This is a genomic window from Paenibacillus sp. FSL M7-1455, from assembly GCF_038004655.1.
GTDB lineage: Bacteria > Bacillota > Bacilli > Paenibacillales > Paenibacillaceae > Paenibacillus_AQ > Paenibacillus_AQ cookii.
Map to the genome: position 1 here is coordinate 5,477,501 of NZ_JBBORO010000001.1, position 23,977 is coordinate 5,501,477.

General features: G+C 50.6%; 19 protein-coding genes, 1 tRNA gene and 2 rRNA genes (1 of these 22 only partly in view). 1 reads left to right on the forward strand and 21 read right to left on the reverse strand.

Annotated features, from left to right (window positions below; translation table 11 throughout):
• The 3 genes from NYE48_RS25165 to NYE48_RS25175 all read right to left on the reverse strand — a co-directional run.
• Positions 1-410: ribosomal RNA gene (locus NYE48_RS25165) — 23S ribosomal RNA — on the reverse strand; it reaches 2,638 nt to the left of the window's first position.
• A gap of 289 nt (positions 411-699) precedes the next feature.
• Positions 700-775 (reverse strand) — tRNA-Ala (locus tag NYE48_RS25170).
• An 88-nt stretch (positions 776-863) separates the two neighbouring features.
• A 16S ribosomal RNA gene (locus tag NYE48_RS25175) occupies positions 864-2,416 on the reverse strand.
• Together the 16S and 23S rRNA genes with 1 tRNA gene alongside form the textbook arrangement of a ribosomal RNA operon.
• A gap of 739 nt (positions 2,417-3,155) precedes the next feature.
• On the opposite strand from NYE48_RS25175, the gene NYE48_RS25180 reads away from it, so the two are divergent.
• Entirely contained in the window at positions 3,156-4,406 is a 1,251-nt protein-coding gene (locus NYE48_RS25180) for a molybdopterin-dependent oxidoreductase (protein WP_341000296.1), read from the forward strand.
• 70 nt (positions 4,407-4,476) lie between these two features.
• Here the strand turns inward: NYE48_RS25180 and NYE48_RS25185 are convergent, their stop codons facing one another.
• From NYE48_RS25185 to NYE48_RS25270, 18 genes are all read right to left on the reverse strand, one after another.
• Positions 4,477-6,339 carry a transglycosylase domain-containing protein gene (locus tag NYE48_RS25185; RefSeq protein ID WP_341000297.1) on the reverse strand — a complete coding sequence of 621 codons (1,863 nt, stop codon included), beginning with the start codon at positions 6,337-6,339 and terminating at the stop codon, positions 4,477-4,479.
• Complete coding sequence (locus NYE48_RS25190) at positions 6,336-6,971, reverse strand: hypothetical protein (RefSeq protein WP_341000298.1); 636 nt, start codon at positions 6,969-6,971, stop codon at positions 6,336-6,338. Before NYE48_RS25190 ends, NYE48_RS25185 begins: the two co-directional genes overlap by 4 nt.
• 188 nt (positions 6,972-7,159) lie before the next feature.
• Complete coding sequence (locus NYE48_RS25195) at positions 7,160-8,287, reverse strand: sensor histidine kinase (protein WP_341000299.1); 1,128 nt, start codon at positions 8,285-8,287, stop codon at positions 7,160-7,162.
• Between the two features lie 19 nt (positions 8,288-8,306).
• Entirely contained in the window at positions 8,307-9,017 is a 711-nt protein-coding gene (locus NYE48_RS25200; protein WP_341000300.1) for a response regulator transcription factor, read from the reverse strand.
• A gap of 135 nt (positions 9,018-9,152) precedes the next feature.
• Entirely contained in the window at positions 9,153-11,171 is a 2,019-nt protein-coding gene (gene ligA, locus NYE48_RS25205; protein WP_341000301.1) for an NAD-dependent DNA ligase LigA, read from the reverse strand.
• A 129-nt stretch (positions 11,172-11,300) separates the two neighbouring features.
• On the reverse strand, positions 11,301-13,631 hold the full coding sequence (pcrA, locus tag NYE48_RS25210; protein WP_341000302.1) for a DNA helicase PcrA: 2,331 nt from the start codon (positions 13,629-13,631) through the stop codon (positions 11,301-11,303).
• A gap of 43 nt (positions 13,632-13,674) precedes the next feature.
• Positions 13,675-14,352, reverse strand: a complete 678-nt coding sequence (locus tag NYE48_RS25215; RefSeq protein WP_445324082.1) for a heptaprenylglyceryl phosphate synthase — start codon at positions 14,350-14,352, stop codon at positions 13,675-13,677.
• A gap of 262 nt (positions 14,353-14,614) precedes the next feature.
• Positions 14,615-15,487, reverse strand: coding sequence for a phosphatidylinositol-specific phospholipase C/glycerophosphodiester phosphodiesterase family protein (locus NYE48_RS25220; RefSeq protein ID WP_341000305.1), 873 nt, complete (start codon positions 15,485-15,487; stop codon positions 14,615-14,617).
• A gap of 149 nt (positions 15,488-15,636) precedes the next feature.
• A complete protein-coding gene (locus NYE48_RS25225) occupies positions 15,637-17,043 on the reverse strand; it encodes an undecaprenyl-phosphate glucose phosphotransferase (protein ID WP_341000306.1) in 1,407 nt (468 codons plus the stop codon).
• On the reverse strand, positions 17,040-17,948 hold the full coding sequence (locus NYE48_RS25230; protein ID WP_341000307.1) for a glycosyltransferase family 2 protein: 909 nt from the start codon (positions 17,946-17,948) through the stop codon (positions 17,040-17,042). Before NYE48_RS25230 ends, NYE48_RS25225 begins: the two co-directional genes overlap by 4 nt.
• A gap of 156 nt (positions 17,949-18,104) precedes the next feature.
• Positions 18,105-19,040, reverse strand: a complete 936-nt coding sequence (locus NYE48_RS25235) for a glycosyltransferase family 2 protein (RefSeq protein ID WP_341000308.1) — start codon at positions 19,038-19,040, stop codon at positions 18,105-18,107.
• A 94-nt stretch (positions 19,041-19,134) separates the two neighbouring features.
• Positions 19,135-20,010, reverse strand: a complete 876-nt coding sequence (gene rfbD / locus NYE48_RS25240) for a dTDP-4-dehydrorhamnose reductase (RefSeq protein WP_341000309.1) — start codon at positions 20,008-20,010, stop codon at positions 19,135-19,137.
• Complete coding sequence (rfbB, locus tag NYE48_RS25245) at positions 20,007-21,029, reverse strand: dTDP-glucose 4,6-dehydratase (protein WP_341000310.1); 1,023 nt, start codon at positions 21,027-21,029, stop codon at positions 20,007-20,009. The genes rfbD and rfbB overlap by 4 nt, the downstream gene beginning before the upstream one ends.
• 15 nt (positions 21,030-21,044) lie before the next feature.
• Entirely contained in the window at positions 21,045-21,593 is a 549-nt protein-coding gene (rfbC, locus tag NYE48_RS25250; protein WP_212952544.1) for a dTDP-4-dehydrorhamnose 3,5-epimerase, read from the reverse strand.
• 21 nt (positions 21,594-21,614) lie between these two features.
• Complete coding sequence (locus NYE48_RS25255) at positions 21,615-22,358, reverse strand: sugar phosphate nucleotidyltransferase (protein WP_341000311.1); 744 nt, start codon at positions 22,356-22,358, stop codon at positions 21,615-21,617.
• Positions 22,359-22,368: 10 nt separating this feature from the next.
• Positions 22,369-22,797 carry a GtrA family protein gene (locus tag NYE48_RS25260; RefSeq protein WP_341000312.1) on the reverse strand — a complete coding sequence of 143 codons (429 nt, stop codon included), beginning with the start codon at positions 22,795-22,797 and terminating at the stop codon, positions 22,369-22,371.
• Positions 22,794-23,174 (reverse strand): DUF2304 domain-containing protein, encoded by a 381-nt coding sequence (locus NYE48_RS25265; RefSeq protein ID WP_341000313.1) that lies wholly within the window; start codon positions 23,172-23,174, stop codon positions 22,794-22,796. The genes NYE48_RS25260 and NYE48_RS25265 overlap by 4 nt, the downstream gene beginning before the upstream one ends.
• Before the next feature lie 2 nt (positions 23,175-23,176).
• Positions 23,177-23,881: a glycosyltransferase family 2 protein gene (locus NYE48_RS25270; protein WP_341000314.1), complete on the reverse strand. Its 705-nt coding sequence runs from the start codon at positions 23,879-23,881 to the stop codon at positions 23,177-23,179.
• Between the last annotated feature and the right edge of the window lie 96 nt (positions 23,882-23,977).

The following is a 23,977-nucleotide window of genomic DNA, read 5'->3' on the forward strand; positions in this document are numbered from 1 at the left end:
GTCTCGGAGGGAACTGACTTTCGGCTACAGGGCTTTTACCTTCTATGCCGGGCCTTTCCAGACCTCTTCGCCTAACCAGTTCCTTTGTAACTCCATGTGAGACGTCCCACAACCCCGGCCAGCAAGCTGACCGGTTTAGGCTAATCCGCGTTCGCTCGCCGCTACTGACGGAATCACTATTGTTTTCTCTTCCTCAGGGTACTTAGATGTTTCAGTTCCCCTGGTATGCCTCTTCACATCCTATGTATTCAGATGCGAGTGACTGACTATTACATCAGCCGGGTTTCCCCATTCGGACATCCCCGGATCAAAGCTTGCTTACAGCTCCCCGAGGCAGTATCGTTGTTCGCCACGTCCTTCATCGGCTCCTAGCGCCTAGGCATCCTCCGTGTGCTCTTAGTAGCTTAACCTTTGACTCCTGTTTGTCTCGCTTCGCTCCGTTGTTTTGTGCTTCGCACAAAGCCAAAGTCGCTCTTCGATTCAAACACTCGTCTGCTACTCTTTTACTAACTTGTTTTGACACAAGTTCAGCTATACTGAAATTCAATTTTGCGCAAAGCGAAATTTCATTTCAGTACGAAAAGGATATTTCTAAAACGCAAATTCGTTTCGTTATCTAGTTTTCAAGGATCAACAATCAATTTTTCGGTTCATCACGGATGTGTGAATGAAAATTTGATTAAGTTATAGATGAAATATTGGTGGAGCCAAGCGGGATCGAACCGCTGACCTCCTGCTTGCAAGGCAGGCGCTCTCCCAGCTGAGCTATGGCCCCATAACAAATTCCATCAAAACTGAACAAATAGAATGATGTTGGTGTTGCTGATTTGTACCGCTTCACTCAGAAGCGAGGTACTCCATAGAAAGGAGGTGATCCAGCCGCACCTTCCGATACGGCTACCTTGTTACGACTTCACCCCAATCATCTACCCCACCTTCGGCGGCTGGCTCCTTGCGGTTACCCCACCGACTTCGGGTGTTGTAAACTCTCGTGGTGTGACGGGCGGTGTGTACAAGACCCGGGAACGTATTCACCGCGGCATGCTGATCCGCGATTACTAGCAATTCCGACTTCATGCAGGCGGGTTGCAGCCTGCAATCCGAACTGAGACCAGCTTTGATAGGATTGGCTCCATCTCGCGACTTCGCTTCCCGTTGTACTGGCCATTGTAGTACGTGTGTAGCCCAGGTCATAAGGGGCATGATGATTTGACGTCATCCCCGCCTTCCTCCGGTTTGTCACCGGCAGTCATTCTAGAGTGCCCACCTTAATGTGCTGGCAACTAAAATCAAGGGTTGCGCTCGTTGCGGGACTTAACCCAACATCTCACGACACGAGCTGACGACAACCATGCACCACCTGTCTCCTCTGTCCCGAAGGCCGCCTCTATCTCTAGAGGATTCAGAGGGATGTCAAGACCTGGTAAGGTTCTTCGCGTTGCTTCGAATTAAACCACATACTCCACTGCTTGTGCGGGTCCCCGTCAATTCCTTTGAGTTTCAGTCTTGCGACCGTACTCCCCAGGCGGAATGCTTAATGTGTTAACTTCGGCACCAAGGGTATCGAAACCCCTAACACCTAGCATTCATCGTTTACGGCGTGGACTACCAGGGTATCTAATCCTGTTTGCTCCCCACGCTTTCGCGCCTCAGCGTCAGTTACAGCCCAGAAAGTCGCCTTCGCCACTGGTGTTCCTCCACATCTCTACGCATTTCACCGCTACACGTGGAATTCCACTTTCCTCTTCTGCACTCAAGTCACCCAGTTTCCAGTGCGAACTAGAGTTGAGCCCTAGCCTTAAACACCAGACTTAAGTGACCGCCTGCGCGCGCTTTACGCCCAATAATTCCGGACAACGCTTGCCCCCTACGTATTACCGCGGCTGCTGGCACGTAGTTAGCCGGGGCTTTCTTCTCAGGTACCGTCACTCGGATAGCAGTTACTCTACCCGACGTTCTTCCCTGGCAACAGAGCTTTACGATCCGAAAACCTTCATCACTCACGCGGCGTTGCTCCGTCAGGCTTTCGCCCATTGCGGAAGATTCCCTACTGCTGCCTCCCGTAGGAGTCTGGGCCGTGTCTCAGTCCCAGTGTGGCCGTTCACCCTCTCAGGTCGGCTACGCATCGTCGCCTTGGTGAGCCGTTACCTCACCAACTAGCTAATGCGCCGCAGGCCCATCCGTAAGTGACAGATTGCTCCGTCTTTCATTACCGCTCCATGCGAAGCGATAAATTATCCGGTATTAGCTACCGTTTCCGGTAGTTATCCCGGTCTTACGGGCAGGTTGCCTACGTGTTACTCACCCGTCCGCCGCTAACCAAGAGCGATCCGAAGATCGCTAAGGTCCGCTCGACTTGCATGTATTAGGCACGCCGCCAGCGTTCGTCCTGAGCCAGGATCAAACTCTCCAAGAAAGATGAATCATTCGTCGGCTTTGCAGCGACGGGTGATTCATCGAAAGGTCGAACTTCGTTCGACCGACGATTGAAAATGGGTCAAACTCGGCTGAGTCGATCATTTTCAATCCATATCTTCGAAAGAGCTCTTAGCTCATTTTGAATCTGACGAGAAATAACGGACTTTCGATTGACCAAAGCCAAATCAAAAATCTCATTAATTCATCTTCATTTAAACATCATCTATTTGTTCAGTTTTCAAGGAACTTGTTTCGGTCTGTTTCGACAATTTTCATCACCGCAACAGGATCTTATTATATCATTTTCTTTCAATCAAGTCAACACTTTTTTTCGAGAGTTTCGAAAGTGTTTATCGTTTTGAAAGCCCGCCGCATCAGCGACAAGAAATAATATACCACGGATAACATGTATCATGCAACTGTTTTTTTAAAGATTAAATATGTTAATATTCTCCTGTCCATTCATAGCTTATGTAATTATAGAATTCTTCCTAATTCATTGACCTCGTTTTGCTGACGTCAGCCTAGAAAACATGATACTGGACACTTCTCACCTGGATGAATAAACGTCCCCGCCTTTTAGCTCTGCTCTAATTTAAACATCAGCAGCCACTCTACTTCTTTTAAAAAGGAAACCGGCCAGACGATCGCGAATTTCCTAAGAACATAAGAACAAAGTAATCAAAACTCTGCTTTTCAGTGACTCTGAGATCCAATCCGGTGTTAGGGGGATGAATATGAACGATTGGCTGAACCGCATACGCAAAGGTATAGGCAAAAAGCTGGCTGCCGTCCACCGATGGAATGCATGGATGATCGCCTTTCTGGCCTTTAGCGGATTGATTTTGCCCTTGGGCGTGTGGAGGGAATGGCTCGGGGCAGGCAGGGTATGGCTAAAATGGCTCCACACCGGTTTAGGTTTGGCTCTGCTGGTCCCCGTGCTCTATTACCTGCTGCTTGCCGGCAAACATTGGAGCCTGCTCAAGGGCCGACCCGCACAAAAATGGAACGTCGTGCTCGTTCTAGGCATCCTGGCTGGCTGGTTCCTTTCCGGCGTGGTGCTCTGGCAGCTTCGTTTTTTCGGCCCTGCCTGGACCAATGTCGCGCTGACGGTTCACGATGTATTTACCTGGATCGGCCTGCCCTATATCATCTACCATTCCCTGGCCCGCACCCGCTGGTTGAAAGAATCCCATCGCCGAACCGTCCGTACGGATTCCCCACCGGCCAACGTTGACTCCCCGCGTTCGGGAACGGAACCGCTGTATACGCGCAGAGCTTTTTTGCGTTCAGCGATCGGCCTGGGCCTGACGGTCGCTCTTGGACCTTCCTTCGTAAAATGGCTGTCTTCCAGCCTCAACTCCGAGGCCAATGTCGAAGCGCTTGTTCAAAAGGGCCAAAACGACCTTGTCCCCGCCCCCCAGCCTGCGGCGGATTCGCTTCCCCCGGTCGGCGGCGGCTCCAAAGGCAGCTTCCGGATCTACACCGTTACTCCCATTCCGACCTTCGACAACAGCAACTGGTCCTTTGCGGTTGATGGCCTCGTGGACCATGCGTTGAAATGGAATTGGGAAGAGTTCGTCAAACTGCCGCGGACGGTCCAAGTCAGCGACTTTCACTGCGTGACCGGCTGGTCCGTATACGACAACACTTGGGAGGGCATCCCGCTTTACCGGCTTCTTGAAAAAGCCCGCGTCCAGCCTTCGGCCACAACCGTCAAATTTTATTCGGGAGACGGGGTATACACCGATGCCTTAACCTTGGAACAGGCTCAAATGAAAGACATCATGGTCGCCGTCCTGCTTGACGGCAAACCGATTCCGAGCGAGCTTGGCGGCCCCGTCCGTCTGGTCGTTCCCCAAATGTACACCTATAAGTCCGTAAAATGGCTGAACCGGATCGAGCTGATCGCCGCAGATCATATCGGGTACTGGGAAGCGCGGGGCTACGATAAGGACGCCTGGCTGCCGGGGGCAAAAAGAACATGAAACGGTTCTCATCCATATGCAGCTGCAGAAGCAGGGGCGTGTTCCGTTATTGCTACGGACCGCCCCTTTGCTATTCCTTATACGCTTTTCTCATGACTGCGGCAAATAGAGCGGCAGCTTTCCCGCTTCCTTCGGTCATGTAATTATTGTGGTCCGTCCGGTCAAAACCCATCCATACCGCCGCCGTCCATTCGGAAGTATAACCGACAAACCAGAGGTCGCGGTTCGCTTTTCGGCTGACGCCCGGGAGATCGAGCTGGGTGGTTCCCGTTTTGCCTGCGACGGGCCGGCCGAGCCGGGCCTTTTTCCCCGTCCCTTCCGTCACGACGTTTCGCAGCATCCCTGTCATTCGTTCAGCCGTCTGCGGCGAAATTACTTGCTGATCCCGGTGAACATATTCGTACACCACGTTCCCTTTGGAGTCTTGGATCCGGCGCACCATATGAGCTTCGCGAAACACGCCGCCGCTTGCAAACACGCTGTACGCCTGCGCCATTTTTAATGGGGAGATTCCGGCATGAAGTCCCCCAAGCGCTATGGACAGGTTGCGGTCTTCCTTCGGCAGGTCGATCCCCAGTTTTGCGGCAAACGCCGTCGCTTGCGAAATGCCTACCTGCGAAAGCAGCCACACGGCAGGGGCATTCATCGATTGCTGCAGGGCCGTCCTCATCGTCACTTGCCCGCGATAAACTCCGTTCAAATTTTCCGGCGCATAACTTCCATAAGAAGCTTTCCGGTCCGGAAGCAGGCTCTCCGGCGTAAACCTCCCGCTTTCGAGGGCAGGCCCGTAATCAATGATCGGCTTAAAGGCGGACCCCGGCTGCCGTGCGTCGACGGTCGCCCTGTTCAGGCCGCCGCGAACCGGATTTCTTCCCCCGGTCAATGCGGCAATCTCGCCGGTGCGGTGATCGATAATGGCCATCGCAGCCTCAACCTGCTGATCCTTGCCGTCCGGCGGAAACAGGTCGGGATTCGAAAACGTATCCTCCAGCGCTTGCTGCACCGAAGCATTCATGCCGGTCACGATCGTGTATCCGCCCGTCAGCAGCTCCGTTTGCGATTTGCCCGTCAGCCTTGAAGCTTCCTCCAAAGCCGCATCGATGTACGAAGCGCCGATTCGCCTTTCCATTGCCCGCTCCGGGGGTCGGTATTCCTTCCGCTGGGCGGCCGCCATTTCTTCCTGCGTAATCAGCCCCTGCTCCCGCATGATTCCGAGTACCAGGTTCCGCCGCTCGACGGAAAGCCCGGCGTCATCGCCCGGATGATATATGGACGGCCCCTTCGGAATGGCGGCCAGGGAAGCGATCTGCGCGACATCAAGCTCTTTCAAATTCGTGACGCCAAAATAGTGCTCCGCCGCCGCCTTCACCCCGTATTGCCCTTCCCCCATATAAATCTGATTGAGATACATCTCCAAAATGTCATGTTTGGACAACCGCTTTTCCAACGCCAGCGCGATGGACGCCTCGTTCAGCTTGCGCAGCAGGGTCTGCTTCCGGTTCAAATACAAATTGCGGGCGAGCTGCTGCGTGATGCTGCTCCCGCCTTCCGAGACGCGCATATGAAGCGTATTATTCAACAAAGCGCGGGCGATCCCCTGATAATCCAGACCCTGATGGCGATAAAACCGCCGGTCCTCCACCGCCAAAAAAGTATCGACGAGCCGCTTCGGCATTTCCTCGAGCGTGGCCAGTTTCCGGTAACCCGACCCGGGCAGCGGGATTTTCCGCAAAACCGTTCCGTCCGATGCCGCAACGACGCTCGATTCCTGCAGCACGAGTTTTTCCGGATGGCGGGATACGGTATGTTGACCATAAACATGGACGTAAAACAAACCGGCAAGCAGCATTACCGAAACAAGAACGGCCAAATCAAACGCGATATAAGCCCCTTTTAGCAGCTTCCTTCTTGCTTCCACATGAATTCCGATCATGGCGCGGCGATCAGGCTTTCCAAAAGCCTTTCCATTCCGAGCGCTTCCCGCCTCAAGGCATCCACGTCCAAACGTTCGTCCCGTTCCTGCCCGCTGTGGGCCTGATCGGCCTTATCGATGATCCGCCGCAAAGATTTGATTCTTAAGACGAGCGCCTTGAGCTCTTCATTCTCCAGCCGGCGATCCTGTTTTTCCCGTATGTTGCGATCCTCCGCAGCAGCATCCCGCTTAGGCCTGGATCCGGCCTGTTCGTTCAAGCGCCGCAAATATCCGGCCAACTCCCGCAGTTCGCCAGCCGAAGCGACTTCGAGCTTTTTGAACGATCCTTTTCGGGCCAGCTCTTCCGTCGCCGCTAACAGCGCCTTGACATCATCGGCCGTCTTCTGCGACCGCAGCATAAAAAACAAGACGAATACCGCCAAAAAGAGCAGGACGGCAATCGGCGTTTTTCCGATATGATTGATGAGCCAGTGGACGGCCCGCACCACAAATGCTTCAGGATGCGACGCATAATGGGAATACAGCAGTCCAAACATTTTATATGTAATAAAAACAAAAAGGCCGCTGAGAAGCATGCTTCCCATAAAAATGTACAGGTACGCGGCGCGTACCGTCAAAAGCTTGTTTGCCATTTCCATCCCTCCTTGCAACCGCAGGCAAACGATGCCTTTCGCAAATAAAGGATAACGGCCAATTCTTAAAAAACAGCCCATAAATTCTTAACATTCTCTTAAAAACAACCTACAGGGCAGATCATTGCGGCCAACACGGCCGTACTTTTGGCGGGAGATCGTCGTGCACCAAGTCCGAAAACTTTCGTTTAAGCCGATTCCTTTTGCTCCCTGCACAGCGGAAACCGCGTGATAAAATCCGTCCGGTAAGTATCGCTCTGCGCCGAAATGGTCCCATGATGCCGGTCGACGATTCCTTTCGCAATCGCCAGCCCCAAACCCGAACCCCCGGTATGCTGCGACCGCGAACGTTCCGCCCGGTAAAACCGCTCAAAAATATGCGGAAGGTCTTTTTCCGCAATCATGTCCCCGAAGTTGCTGATCCGCACCACCGCCTCGTCCTTTTCGCGGGCAAAAGAGATCTCCAGCTTTTTTCCCGATTTGCCGTACCGGATCGCGTTGGTGATCAAATTTTCATAAGCCCTTACCAGCTCGTATGGCGCAGCCTCAATCCAAAGCGTTTCGTTCGTCTGGTCATGGACCGTGTACGTCATGCCGGCCAGGTTCAGCTCCGGAACCGCCTCCTCGGCCAATTGCCGGACAAAAGCCTTCAGATCCAGCCGTTCCAACACCAGCGGAGGCCCGCCGCCGCTCACGCGCGTATATTCGAACAAATCGTCGATCAGCTTGCGCAGCACGAGCGTTTTCTGGTACGCAATATCGACGTAATAGCGCATCTCGAGTTCGTCCCGGCAGCGGTCCTGCTCGATCACTTCCAAAAAACCGAGAATCGACGTCAAAGGGGTCCGCAAATCATGGGATACGCCCGTAATCAAATCGTTTTTCGCCTGGACGGCGGCCCTCTCCTCCATCAAGGAATGCTGCAGCCGCTCGGACATCACGTTGATGTTTTCCGCCAGCACTCCCAGCTCGTCCGTCGTTCGGACTTCGATCCGGTGGGATTCGCCCAGCTTGGTGATCTGCTGAATGCCTGCGGTAATTTCCTCGAGATAAGAAATGACCTTTCGGGTAAAAATAAAAAAGAAAATCAAAAAGCTCACAATGCCGGCAACGGCCATCAAAGGCCCCGAGCCGATATGGTTAATGATCCATCTCAGGATGCGCGTATACGGAGCCGAGGGCGGGGCCGAATTCGAGTACACCATGAAGTTGACGAGCTGATATCCTGCCATCAATACGGCCGCGCCCGATACCATGCTTAACAAAAAAGCCCAAATGAACTTCCAACGGATCGTGCTGATGTATTTTGCATTCATGAATCGGTCTACCTCCCCATCAGGATGTCGGCGTATCCAGTTTATAACCTACGCCCCAAACCGTTTGCACGTAACGCGGGCGTTTCGGATCGATCTCGATTTTTTCGCGGATTTTCCGTACATGCACCATGACGGTGTTGCCCCCATCGAGAAAAGGCTCGTTCCACACGCTGTTATAAATTTGTTCCATGCTGAGCACTTTTCCCTGATGCCGCGCCAGCAGCTCGAGAATCGCGAATTCCCGGGGAGTCAGCTTAACCAGTCGGCCATCGACGCGCACTTCATGTTTTACCGTATCCACCACCAAATCCTCGAACGCAAGCACGCCTTCGTCGGCCTGGGGAGGCGCTTCTTTATTAAAACGGTGATAACGCCTCAGCTGGGATTTGACTCTTGCAATCAGTTCAAGCGGATTAAACGGTTTGCCGACGTAATCATCGGCGCCGATGCTGAGGCCGTATATTTTGTCCATGTCGGTGTTTTTGGCGGACAACATGATGATCGGCATGCGGCGCTCCTCTCGAATTTTCATGCAGGCGGCGATCCCGTCCATTTGCGGCATCATCACGTCCAGAATGATCAGATCGACGTCCTCCTTCTGCAGCCACTCCAGCGCTTCTGCCCCGTTATAGGCTTTGAGGAGCCGGTATCCTTCGTTCGTAAAATAAATATCAAGCAGCTTCACGATTTCCTGTTCGTCGTCTACGAGCAATATCGTTTCCTTTTTCACTAACAAGCGTCCTCTCTATCCAAGTGATTTTTCTCATTTCATCTTAACAAAGATTCCATGCTTATATTTCCTTTTCATGCAAAAAGTCCCGATTCATAAGCTGAATCAGGACTTTTCCTATGCGGGTATATTCAATTAACTTTCCATATCCAATAAACGGATAAACTCGTCTTCGTCTTCGATCACCTGGATGCCAAGCTGCTGGGCTTTGGTCAATTTGCTACCGGCTTTTTCGCCCGCGATGACCAGATCCGTCTTCGAGGATACGCTGCCGGTGACTTTGGCTCCCAACGCCTCCAGCCTTTTGGCCGCTTCGTCGCGGGTCAGCTGGTGCAGCGTTCCGGTCAGGACGACCGTTTTGCCGCTGAAGAAGGAATCGGTGTTAATGACCTGCGGCGCTTCCGGCGCTTGGGCTTTGACGCCCAAGGCCAGCATTTTTTCGATGCCCGATTTCATGAACGGATCCGCGAAAAAGCTTACGATGCTTTCGGCGACGATGCCGCCCACGTCCGGGAGGGCAATCAATTCTTCCACGGTTGCGTTCATGATCGCATGCAGGTCGCGGAAATGGTCGGCCAGCATTTTGGTCGTCGATTTGCCGGTATTCGGGATGCCCAAGGCAAACAGGAACGACGCAAGATCCCGGTCTTTGCTTTTTTCCAGCGCGGCAAGCAGGTTGTTCGCCTTCTTCTCTCCAAAACGGTCCAGCTTGATCAGGTCCTCGAACGCGAGCGTGTACAAATCGGCAGGCTCGCGCACATTCAGCTCATTGTACAGCTGCTCGGCGGTCATGACGCTGAACGTCTCGATGTCCATCGCATCCCGCGAGGCAAAATGGGTGATCCGGCCAATGATCTGCGGTTTGCAGTCCAAACGGTTGTTGCAGAACAGATGCGCTCCGCGCTGCTCCAGCGGGAATCCACAAGCAGGGCAATGCTCCGGGTACACGATCTCTTCGCCGTCGCTCTCTTCGGTCACTTTCCCCAAAATTTCCGGGATGACGTCGTTCGAGCGGCGGATAAAGACGCGTGTGCCAAGCGCATGCTTCAGGTTTTTCCGTTCGATGTCGCCGATGTTGTTGAGCGTGCAGTTCTGCACCGTCACGCCCGCCAGTTCGACAGGTTCGACGCGCGCCACCGGCGTGATTTTGCCCGTGCGTCCCACTTCCCAGGAGACGGACTCGAGCACGGTCGTCGTTTCTTCCGCCTCAAACTTGTAGGCGACGGCCCAACGCGGGAACTTATCCGTGTATCCCAGCGCCTCCCGCGTACGCATATCGACGATTTTCACGACGGCGCCGTCGATCAGGTAATCGAGTCCCGCACGGCGCTCCTGGATGTCCTCCAGCTGTTTCGTCACGTCGTCGAAATTTTCGAAATAGAAAATATACGGGTTTACCTTGAAATGATTGTCGCGCAAAAAATCCATCATTTCCTTGTGGGATTCGAAACGGATATTGTCGGAGTACCCGACGTTGTAAAAGAATGCGCTGAGCTTGCGCTCGGCCGTGACCTTCGGATTCAGGTTGCGGAGGGCGCCGGCCGCCGCATTGCGGGCGTTTTTGAGCGGTTCGGCCGCCGTCTGGTTATATTTCTCCAGCACCGACAGGTTCATGATGCCTTCGCCTTGTACTTCGATCGTGCCTTCTGTGTAAGGGATGGTGAGCGGGACGGATTTGATCGTTTTGACTTGGGCCAAAATGCCTTCGCCAACGACGCCGTTGCCGCGGGTCGCGGCCTGCACCAGCCTGCCGTCCTTATACGTCAGATTGAGCGTTAAGCCGTCGAATTTCAGTTCGACCGCGTAGCTTGGCTGGGGCAAAGGATTGTCCGGATTTTTGCTGTTATAGTCCGCCACAAGCTTGGTGACGCGCGCGTTCCAGCTTTGCAGCTGGTCCGCGTTTTGCGCCTTGTCCAGGCTCCACAGCGGCGCCAGATGACGATGCTGAACGAATCCTTTCAGCAGCTCGCCGCCGACGCGTTGGGTCGGGGAATCCGGCAAAACGACGCCGCTCTCCTTCTCCAAAGCGACCAGCCGATCGTATAAGGCATCATACTCTTTATCGCTGATCAGCGGCTTGTCGAGCGTATAATAATGGTAATTCAATTTGTTCAGCTCGGCGACGAGCTGCTCCATCGTAGACATCGGATCCATGCGCGGACCATCCCTCCGTCATATATAATTATTTTTTTCAAAAAGCTTTTAGCTTCGAAAAGAATCGATTCCGTCCCCTCCGCTAATCCAGCATCTAGCCCAGAACTAATGAAGTTGGATTCTACTTTTTTAGCCTTCCACTCTCGTAATCGGCGCAAACCCGGCCAGAAGCCGTTTTACGCCGACAGGCGCCGGAAACGCGATTTGCAGCTCTGTATCGTTCCCGGTCCCTTTGACCGAAACGACCGTGCCCGTGCCCCATTTGCCGTGGGCAACCTTATCGCCGGCCTTCAAGGTCGTCAGGTCGGATTTGTCTCCCGATGCCGCCGGCTGCGGCGCGGAAGTCGTGACCGTCACTTTGCTAGACGATCCGGTGGCCCGTGCTGTTGAACCGCTAAGCGATGAGGTCTGGGTCTGGTTGCTGCGTCCGAAATTGCTTCCGCCGCTGCCGAAGCCCCGTCCGCCGTACGAGCCGCCGATGTTGCCGCCGCGGCGGTACCGGTCGCGGGCGACGCCGGTCTCCTCTTTCAGCTCTTCCGGGATTTCATCCAGGAAACGCGATGGCTGGTTCGCCGTCGTCCGCCCGAAAAGCGTCCGCATCTGCGCGCAGGAGAGGTACAGCTGCTGCTCCGCCCGGGTAATGCCGACATACGCCAAGCGGCGCTCCTCTTCCAATTCTTCGTTGTCCAAAAACGCCCGGCTGTGCGGGAACACGCCTTCCTCCATGCCGACGATAAACACGATCGGGAACTCCAATCCTTTTGCGCTGTGCATCGTCATAAGAATGACGGCATCGGATTGATCCTCGTCTTCGTCGTTCATCGAATCGATGTCGGCAATGAGCGCCAGGTCCGTGAGGAAGGACACCAGCGACTTGTCTTCGTTGTTTTTTTCGAATTCCATCGTAACGGACAGGAACTCGTCGATGTTCTCGAGGCGCGACCGCGATTCGATCGTGTTTTCGCGCTGCATTTCGACGCGGTATTCGCTCATCTCCAGCATTTTTTCGGTGAGCTCCGTGACGGATAAATATTCTACCATTTGATTCAGCGCGGCGATCATATCGTAAAATTCCACCAGCGCGTTGCGCGTTTTGCCGGCAAACCCGAGATCGTCCACGACCGCAAGCACCTGGAAAATCGACACGCCGCGTTCGGCCGCGGCTGCCGTCAGTTTGGCCACCGAGGTGTCGCCGATGCCTCTTTTCGGCACGTTGATGACGCGCGCCAAGCTGAGGTCGTCGTCGGGATTGGATATGAGCCGCAAATAAGCGAGGATATCCTTAATCTCTTTGCGGTCATAGAACTTGATGCCGCCCACGATTTGGTACGGAATATCGGATTTGATCAAAATTTCCTCGATCACCCGGGATTGCGCGTTGGTGCGGTACAAAATGGCGTGATCCTGGTACGACTTGCCCTGCTTCACGTTATTGCTGATTTCAGAGGTCACGAAATACCCTTCATCATGTTCCGAATCGGCTCTGTAGATTTTGATCTTTGCGCCTTCGCCTTTATCGGTCCACAGATTTTTCGACTTGCGTCCGCTGTTTTGCTTGATGACTGCGTTGGCCGCGTTCAAAATGGTGGCCGTCGACCGGTAATTCTGCTCGAGCAGGATGGTGCGGGCTTCCGGATAATCCTCCTCGAAATTGAGGATGTTGCTGATGTCCGCCCCGCGCCAGCGGTAGATCGACTGGTCGCTGTCGCCCACGACGCAAATGCGGTGATGGCCGTCGGCCAGCATCCGGCACAGCATGTACTGCGCCCGGTTCGTATCCTGGTATTCGTCGACGTGGATGTATTGGAACTTTTTCTGATAAAAATCCAGCACCTCAGGCACTTCTTTAAACAACTGGATCGTCGCCATGATCAGGTCGTCGAAATCCAGCGAGTTGTTGCTTTTCAGGCGGCGCTGGTACATGGTGTATACCTTGGCGGCGATGCTTTCCATGAAGTCTCCGGCCTTCTGCTCGTATTGAGCGGGCGTGATCAGTTCGTTTTTCGCGGCGCTGATCAGGGAAAGCACGGCTTTCGGCTCGAATTTTTTCGTGTCCAGGTTCAGGTCCTTCATGCAGTTCCGCACCAAGGATAACTGGTCCGTCGAATCCAAAATCGTAAAATTGGAATTAAAGCCGATCCGTTCGATATCCTTGCGGAGAATGCGCACGCACATCGAGTGGAACGTCGATACCCAAATGTCGCGGCCTTCATGGCCGACAAGCTTGGTGACGCGTTCCTGCATCTCGCGTGCCGCCTTGTTCGTAAACGTAATCGCCAAAATGCTCCAAGGGGGCGCTTTGCGGGTGGCGATCAGGTACGCAATCCGGTGCGTCAGCACCCGGGTCTTGCCGCTTCCCGCCCCGGCCAAAATGAGCAGCGGTCCTTCCGTCGCCTCGACGGCCTGCCGCTGCTGCGGGTTTAACTTTTGAATCGCTTGATGTATATCTATCGGTTGCATGCAGGCATGCTCCTTCCTTCATGTCGTTGTAATCCGGCAAAAGCTACTTCACGGCCTTGACGGTAAGCAGCGCCTGTTTCAAATCGCTATAAACCGCATTGCCGACGACGATCGTATCGCAAACTGCCGCCGCAGCCGCCGCGGTTTCCGGATCGTGAATGCCTCCCCCGTAAAACACCTTGGCGCCATGGACCGACTGGTGGATTTTTCTGACCGTGTCCATGTCGCCGAAGCGTCCGCTGTATTCGACGTAAACGACCGGCAGGGACATCAGCTTGTCCGCCACCTGCGCATAAGCAGCCGCCGCGTCCGCGTCCAAATCGGTTTGGGCGCCGGTCAGCCGGGCTACGGTCGAATCCGGATTCAATATAATGTAGCCTTCGGGAACGAGCAGATCCCACGGAATCATATAGCCGTACTCCTCGATGGCCCGCTTGTGCTGGCCGGTAATCCACGCCGAATCCGCGGTATTCATCACCATAGGAATCATGTACAAATCAAAACCCGGCACAATCATCTCCAGATTGGAAACCTCCAGCACGCACGGAAGCTCAAATCGGCGCACCCGCGACAGCAAATCGACCGTATTGTCGAACGTTACGCCGCTCGAGCCGCCAATCATGATGGCATCCGTTCCGGACATACATACCGCTTCCAGTGACGCGTCGTCGATCTCCCGGTCCGGGTCCAGCTTAAAAACATGTCTCCATGGTTTGATCATCTGCTTCAAACTTCATTCCTCCACGACTTTTTCTCTTAAATCTAGTCTATGTCAGCACGGGAGTAGTGTCAATTTCTTGTTCGCATTCAATGCGAACATTTTTATGGAATTTCCAGCAAGCGTTAAATAAGACGGCAAAAGACGAATCAGCCGCGGCTTAAGGTCCGTTTCAGGCTCTTTATGGGGGCTCCGGGAAATTCAGATATTTCAAGCGCAAAAAAGCCACCGACGATATGCCAGCGGCTTGCGACTCCCTTTTGTTCTATTTTCCCAGCGCGTACAGCCATCCTGCGGATTCCACCTCTTTTTCCGTTAAAAAGTCCGAGTATACGCCGTTCGCCCCCATCCGCTTAAACCTATTCGCATCAGCGGGTTCGTTGATCGTGTTGACGTAAGCGGCCGCCCCGGCTTTTTTCAGCTTCGACAAAAAGGAACGGGTCACGCGTTGTTCCGGGATCGTCACCGCTTCGATGTCATTTTCCGCTACGAAATCAACGACCTCGTCGTCCGTATCTTGGGTTGCATACAACGTATAGATGATCGATGGAAAGTCGTAAACGGCCTTGACCGTTTCCAGCATCGGCCGGTTATAAATTTGCGGCACCACCCGCTCCAGCAGCTGCGGATCGCGCGCTTGCGCCGACCTGACCAGCAGCGAAAGCTGACGCTTCCTATCTTCCGAATCCTGCTCCTTCATGTCCGTCACGATATAAATGTCCGGATAACGCTCCATCAGGTCCATGATGTCCTGCCAATCGAGCGGAGCGTAAGCGCCGAGAATTTTGCTGTTTTTGAACTCATTGTAGGTTAAACGTGCCGCCTGGCGGGCTTCGGGGAGCTGGCCTTCCTGCTGCAGCAGCTCGGTCATCGCCTGCGTCCATTCATGCCTTGCCACCAGATTGCCGTCTTCGGTCAGCAGCAAATCCACTTCGAATACCCGATTCCCTTTTTCATAATTGGCGATAAAAGCTTCATAAGAATTCGTATACGCATGATCGCGGATGCCTCCCATCGCGTGGGAAATCACCTTATAATCCGTAAAACCTCCGGTCGTTTCCTGCGAATTGCCCCGGGGCGTCCAGAACAGGATCGCGGCGGTTCCGGCCAGCAGCAGCAGGGCGATCCATTTTCGCATAGCGGTTCACATCCTTTGGCGTCGGGTTATGTATTTATGAACGATGTACCGTCATGTGGAAAATTACCCGGACAAGGATGGGAAGAAACGAACGGCAAACATAAAAAAGCGACGTGTCGACCACGCCGCTCTTCGCATCTGAAAATGCTCTAATATGCGTTTTTGTTCACGAATCCATTGCGGATCGTTTTGAAAATGATTTTAATATCGAATAAAAGAGACCAGTTTTCAATGTAAAAAATGTCATGGTTGATGCGCTCTTCGATGGAAGTGTCCCCGCGTAAGCCGTTGCTCTGCGCCCAGCCGGTAATGCCCGGACGGACATGATGCTTTACCATGTATTTCGGGATTTCTTCCCGGAACTGATCCACGAAATACGGACGTTCCGGCCGCGGGCCGACCACGCTCATATGCCCGAACAACACGTTAAAAAACTGCGGCAGCTCATCCAGGCTTGTTTTGCGCAGGAAGGAACCGAACTTCGTCCGACGGGGGTCGTTTTCGACCGTCCAGCCCGTGTCTTCGGTGCCCGGCGGCAGCTGCTTCATCGAGCGGAATTTGTACATCATGAAGTTGCGCCTGTTCAGCCCGACCCGCTCCTGCTTAAAAATAATCGGCCCGGGCGACGTCAATTTCACGCCGATGGCGATCGCAAGCATAATGGGCGACGTCAGCAGGATGGCAAACAAGGAAAACGCGATGTCGAACAGCCGTTTAAACATCCGGTTGCCTGCCAAATCGAGCGGAATGTCGCGGACGTTGATCATCGGCATCCCGGCGAAATTGTCGAAATACGGCCGGGCCGGAAGATAATCGAAAAAGTCGGGAATGATGAGCGTACGTACGCCCGCTTTTTCGCACAGGTTGATGATCTTCGGGTACTTCGAGTGCGCATCCAGCGGAAGCGCCATAATGACTTCGTCGATCAGTACTTCCTCAAGCACCTTTTCAAGATCGTCTACCGTTCCTAAAATAGGTTTATACCGCTTCTCTTCAAGCGAATCCCACTGCTGAAAATCATCAAGGAAACCGACCACCTCATACCCCATCTCCGGGTATTGCTTCAGATTCTGGTAAAATCTTTTGCCGAGCGAACCTGCGCCGACGATCAGCACGAACTGGCGGTTATAGCCCTTTTCCCGGATGACCTTGAGGGATACTTTCAGTATGTACCGGTAAAACAGGATAAACATGACGAGGGAAACCATGTAGATGGCCAAATACGACCGGGAAATGTTGATTTCCTTCACGAAAAACATCAAGCTGAGCAAAACGAAGATGCTGATGGCATGCACCTGCACGATTTTGATGAATTCATCCGCAAAGCGCTTTTTTCGCTTCGGGGAATATAAGGCGATCAACATGCCGGTCAAAACGGCAATCGCCCCGTAAATAAAGCTCCACATGGCATACGTCTCGATCGGCAAGGGAGCTTCGTAGGGTATCCAGCCGCTTTTAAATCTCAGCCACCAGGCTAACAGAAAAGAGAACTGGATGAACACAAAATCCGTCAAAACATACATTTGCGTCAAAAACTCCTGATTTTTGCGGATCACATGCCCACCTCCATGTTCGATTCTTTGGTTTGGGGTGCCGGCCCTGCCGGAGCCAGCCTGCTTTTCAAAAGAGCCATGGCAAATTTAAGCCCTACCCCCAGGTATATGAGCGCATTCGTCAGAATATTGTACCGCTTGCGATAATGCTTGCGGTGAAACACGATCATTGCCCGGTGAAATTCATAGATGATCCGAACCGGGCGTCTGCGGGCGCTCCCGCCTTTGTAGTGGACAATCCTCGTTTTCGGGTAGTAATGAATGTCCCAGCCCGCCTGCTTGATCCGGTAACACCAGTCGATGTCCTCGCCGTACATGAAAAACGTCTCGTCCAGTCCGCCAATCTGCTCGATCGTCTCCCGCCGCACCAGCATAAAAGCCCCGACCAAACAGTCCACAGGGTATTCCTGATCCGGATCGAGATGGCCCAGTTGGTACTGGTTAAACTTCGGGTTGTCCGGAAAGAGCTTCGAAAACCCAAAGGCGTAATAAAACGAAGCGGACGGCGTCGGAAATCCGCGCTTGCAAGCTTTGTCGAGCGAGCCGTCAGGCAAAATGACCTTGCACCCCGATGCCCCCACCTTCGGATGCTCATCCATAAAGGCGATCATCGTCTGCAGCGTATCCTTCTGCACGACCGTATCCGAATTAAGCAGCAAAACGTACCGGCCCTTCGCCGCCGCCATCCCTTGGTTGTTGGCTTTGGCAAATCCGGTATTCTCCGTGTTCGCGATAAGCGTTACGTGCGGGAATTCCTCGCGAATCGACTCGACCGAGCCGTCCGAGGAATGGTTGTCGATCACGATGACTTCATATTCGTACACCGTCTCCGAAGCGTAAACCGAACGAAGACAGTCCGTGGTAAGCTGACATGTATTGTAATTCACGATGAGAATGCTTAAATCCAATTGAAGCACATCCTGACAAATTTTTATCGGGTAAGATTGACCATATGACAAAATACGTTATCGTTCGTTCTATCTATCGACATCATTATAGCATATCGCGGCAGCGTTGGCAGGGGGAATATGGAAGAAATGAGAGGGGAAACTAGGTTCAAAAGGTTACCGGGAATCTATTTTCGCTACAATCGCTTTCCGCTTACTTTTTAAACGTTTAAATTCCCTTCCAAAAGACTTCCATGCTCCCAAAACCTTGGGTTCCCTCAAAATAAAATATGCATTACTAGCCACCTCGTAAGGAATCAAATGAAACAAGCACTGAAACCAACGTCGCCGATTCCCGTTTTTGTACATCATTTTATAACGGTTAATATATGAAGACCTCCGAATAAATAGGGGCTGCCGATGGCGGCTTCCTTTTTTCCAGCCTCTTGCATGATAGCCGATCGCTTCCGAATGGTAGAATGATTTCCAGCCTAAAATCTGCGCCCTCCAAGCCACGTCGACATCTTCCTTGTAGGCAAAAAAATCGCTGTCGAAAAATTCGCCGTCGATGCTGATATCTTCGATCATTTTCCTTGAATAAAACGCCGCTGCCCCCGAAACTCCAAAAACCAAACCGGATTCGCTCCATAAGGAAGCTGATTCCCCTGCCCCGCGATCAAAAGCTCTGCAAGCTTTATTCATAACAAGACCGGTACTATCGACAACTTCCGGGTTGGATTTAAGCAATAGTTTTCCGGTGGCGCTGCCAACCTCTGGATGCAATTCAAGATAGTCGACAAGAATTTCTATATACCGTGGATCTAGCGTTACGTCCGGGTTTAACACAAGCACGTATTCGCTATCCGTTGCGGCGATTGCCTGGTTATGGCCCGGTGCAAAACCGGTGTTTTCCTCATTGGGGATAACTATCAGTTTGTCCTGTAAAGCTGCCTCCATTGAAAAGACCTTCTCTAACGTCCGATCCGAAGAATGATTATCGACAACAACGATTTGCTGAACCGGATATGTTTGGGCTATAACAGCATTCAGGCACTCCTGAATGTCTTCCTCGCTATTAAAAGTAACTATATGTACGCTAACTTTTTTGATCATAACATATGGTTTCCAATCTTTATTTTGGTTCTATTATAGCAAATAATCTCTCAACCAAATGCGTATTGGCGAGAGATTATTTTACACTTTAAACTTATTGCAGGTTATTCGCTTCTTTTAACTGATTTAAAAAATCCCTTAAACCTTCCCGCCATGGTCTAAGATCCATTAAGCCATTCGTACGAATCGACAAGTGATCCATGACGGAGTTGGCCGGTCTTGGAGCCGGGCGCGGAAACTGCTCGGTGGTACATGGCTCAACCTGCGCCGTAATTTTAAAGCCAAGTTTCCGAGCTTCCTCAAATATTGCTTGGGTAAATTCAAACCAAGTGCAATCTCCGCTATTCGATGCATGGTAGATGCCGTATTTTTCGGTGTGAACCAATTCCTCCAGAAAACGGGCCAGATCAACCGTGTAGGTAGGAGAACCTTTTTGGTCATGAACGACTTGCAGCTGGGGTTTCTCCTGACCCAGGCGAAGCATCGTTTTCACAAAATTGTTCCCGTGCAGCCCGTAGACCCAGGATGTGCGGACAATGAAATATCTTGAAGATAAGCTTTGCGCAAGTATTTCGCCGGCTCTTTTCGATTTGCCATACACGCTTTGCGGATCCGTATTGTCATATTCCTGGTAAGGGGCTGCGGAACGCCCGTTAAACACGTAATCCGTACTGATGTAGACCAGCTTTGCGCCAACTTTTTCGGCTGCAACAGCTACGTTTCTTGTGCCCACTGCATTTACCTTGTAGGCTCCGTCAACATCCGTCTCGGCGGCATCCACCGCGGTATAAGCGGCACAATGGATGATTGAATCCGGCTGGAATTCGCCCATCACTTGCTGGCATTGCTCCAAACTCGTAATGTCCAATTCAGAGCGGCTGCACCCCATGACTTCGTGCCCTTTTTGTTGAAAAAAAGCGACTACATCCTTGCCTAATTGTCCTGAGGCTCCGGTAACTAAGACTCTCATACGGAATCGCCCAGCCGTTCGCCGTATTGTTTAGCGTAATAGTCTTGGTACTCACCAGATTGAATCCGGGTCCACCATTCTTTGTTGTTCAAATACCATTGAATCGTTTCCTTGATGCCTGTTTCGAAGTTATGCTTCGGCTTCCATCCAAGCTCCTGCGTAATCTTCGTCGGATCGATGCCGTAACGGCGGTCATGCCCGGGACGATCCTGTACATAGGTAATCAGCGACTCCGGTTTATTCAGCTCCGCCAAAATGGTTTTTACGATATGGAGGTTCGTCCGCTCGTTATTGCCTCCAATGTTGTATACCTCGCCGACACGACCCTTATGAATAACCAGGTCAATGGCGCTGCAGTGGTCTTCCACATACAGCCAATCGCGAATGTTAAGCCCGTCTCCGTAAATCGGAAGCGCCTGGTCGTTCAAAGCGCGGGATATCATCAGCGGAATCAGCTTTTCCGGAAATTGATACGGTCCGTAGTTATTAGAGCAGCGGGTGATGTTCACCGGTAGACCAAAAGTCTCGTGGTAGGCACGTACAAGAAGATCCCCGCCCGCTTTGCTCGCAGAATAAGGACTGTTTGGCGTTAGCGGCGTTTCCTCCGTAAATAGGCCGGTTTCCCCTAACGTACCATACACCTCGTCCGTAGATACTTGAACGTATTTCGTCACGCCGTATTTTTTGGCTGCGTCCAAAAGGACCTGCGTCCCCAAAACGTTAGTCTTCACAAACACTTCCGGATCCAAAATGCTGCGGTCCACATGCGATTCGGCAGCAAAGTTGACCACAACGTCAATACCTTGCTGGAACAAGGCGTCAATTGCTTTAGCGTCGGTAATATCAGTTTTAGAGAACGTATAGTTCGGATGATTTTCAATCGATTTCAGGTTTTCCAAATTGCCCGCATACGTTAGCGAGTCCACATTAATGATCTGATACTCCGGATGCTGCTGGAGCATATATAAAACGAAATTACTGCCAATAAATCCGGCTCCGCCGGTAACGAGAAGTTTCATGTAAAAAGCGGCCTCCTAATCAAAATTCAGTTCTGCATCCTTCAGAAGCGGATGGCGCTGGTCTTTGTCCGATAGAATGGGCCTCGATGTCGGCCAGTCGATTCCCAATGCCGGGTCATTCCACAATATGCCGCGGTCATTCTCCGGGGAATAATATTCGTCTACCTTGTACAACACTTGGGTGTTCGGTACAAGCGTGCAAAATCCGTGCGCGAAGCCTTTAGGCACAAGCAGCTGACGGTGATTATGTTCACTCAGAATAACCCCCACCCATTGACCGAAGGTAGGCGAGCTTTTGCGAACGTCAACGATGACGTCGTAAATTGCGCCGGTGAGGACGCGGATCAGCTTAGTTTGGGCTTTAGGATTCAGTTGGTAATGTAGTCCGCGAATCACGCCCGGTTCAGCCGAAAGGGATTGATTGTCTTGGATGAAGTTAAATTTGACGCCCTGCTTTTCCAAGACGGCTTCGTTGTAACTCTCCATAAAAAAACCCCGGTTATCTCCATGGACAACCGGTTCAATCAGGCATGCGCCTTGCAGGTGTAAAGGAGTGACTTTCATGATGGATTCCCTCCATACTCTCTATATTTTCAGTTTTCCAAACTCTTCGCTAAAAGTAAGGTCCTTTGCTAGTTCGTTTGCCCTCGCCAGGGATGGGTGCGTACCTGCATCGGTCCACCATCCTTTTAGGATGTCGAATGAGAGCTGGTTACGTTCAATATATGCATTATTTACATCCGTGATCTCTAATTCGCCTCGAGCGGAAGGTTTTAGGGTTTTAATAATTTCAAACACGTGATGATCGAACATATAAATTCCTGTGACAGCGTAGTTGGATTTTGGATTGGTAGGCTTTTCCTCAATCGACACGATACGATCCCCGTCAATTTCCGGCACTCCGAACCGTTTCGGATCTTGAACTTCTTGTATTAAAATTTTCGCGCCATATTGTTGCTGACGGAAGTTTTGAACAAACGGAGATAGATCGTCCTCAAAAACGTTATCCCCAAGAATAACGACCATTTGATCCTCGCCGACGAAATGTTCTGCAAGACCAAGCGCCTGAGCAATTCCCCCCGCTTCGTCTTGCACCTTATATGTAAAGGTTACGCCCATCTCCCTTCCACTTCCGAGGAGATTGACGACATCGCCCATATGGTCTTTACCGGTGACGATAAGGATGTCAGTAATTTCTGCCTGTTTAAGTCGATGTACAGAATGAAATATCATTGGGTATTTACCGACTGGGAGCAAGTGTTTATTTGTGACTTTAGTTAGTGGATATAGGCGTGAACCTGTCCCACCTGCTAGAATTATGCCTTTCATTTGTAACCTCCTATGATAAGTCAACATCTGATTTAGTAAAAACCCAAATTTGGGATAAAACAAAGTTGAACAATGGCACAACTAGTATTGAAACTAATTGTCCAATAAGGTACCAAAGTTCAAATAAATTAACGATAACAAACATAATCAGTACATTTATTATTAGACCTAATGAACACACTATAGCATATTTAACAAAACTATTTTTACTTTTTGTTTTAAGTTTAAATGTCCAACTTAAATTTAAAAAGTATGAGGTGATTAGAGAAAAAACAAAACCAAGAATTGTTCCAAATAATGGCGAGAAACTAAGCTGTTCTACGGCAAAGGCTAATACTCCAGTGTGAATTGCAGTACCTATTATACCTACAATGCCATACTTAAAAAAATTAACAATATCCCTTTCCCCAAAATGATTTATGATCAATTTTTTTATCATTTGATATTTCCTGCTTTTTTAATGTTTTCTTCCATGACTTGATTCAATTTATTTTTTAATAGTCCAATTTCTTGGGTCAATTTTTTATTTTGATTTGAAAGTCTTGAGACCAATACTGTCATGTTGTAAAGAATAATATATACAACTATAAAAGATACTAGGTAAAGTGCATTAACAGGAGTTTCTATATAGATACTTTTCGAAAGCACAAACAACAAATTAGGGAAAACAGTCAGCAATAAGGATACTGAACTCAGTACGATCCATAACAATGTATATCTAAGTTCAAGCTTATATTTACGAATATTGTTAAGCAAAATTATTATTAGTCCCAAAGTCAGTATTATTAACAGATATTGCAAATTCGTTGAAATCATTTCTATGCAATCTCCTTATTATCTTCCCTGAAGAAATCTATAAGAATAGCTAATGATACTTTAACCATATAATAGATTGACTTAAATTTACTAATTGACGAAGTACCATACTCTCTACTATTCATAACAACAGGAATCTCTACCACATTTAATTTATTCCGTAGTAGAGTAACTATTGTTTCTGGTTCTGGATAATCTGCAGGATAATTCTTCGAAAAAAAACAAATTACTGATTTATTACATGCTCTGAATCCAGAAGTAGGGTCAGTAACTTTCCTTTTCAGCAATATCTTTATGAGTCTACTAAAATGCCGTATACCGACTCTTCTAATTTTGCTGGATTGAAACCCCTCTTTGTTTAGATATCTTGAACCTATTACCATGTCAGCCCTTTGTTCAATTATGGGTTTAATTAAATGAGGAATAAATTCAGGTTTGTGTTGACCATCCCCATCTACTTGTATAGCTATGTCATAGTCATTCATTTCTGCATACTGATAACCAGTTTGAACTGCTCCTCCAATCCCCAAATTATTCGGCAAATCAATAAACTTAACAGAATGCCTTTTACACACATCAACTGTTTTGTCCGTGGAGCAGTCGTTTATTACTAATACATCAACATAGTCATAATTTTTTATACTTTCTAATAATAAACCTAAATTTTCTTCCTCATTATACGCTGGAATAATAACTAATATCTTCATAGGTCACTTTCCTTACTATATAAATAATAAATTCCAACAAGAAATTTTTTACAGTTCTGATTCTCTTTAATCGTGAGATATCCAAAGACTATCATT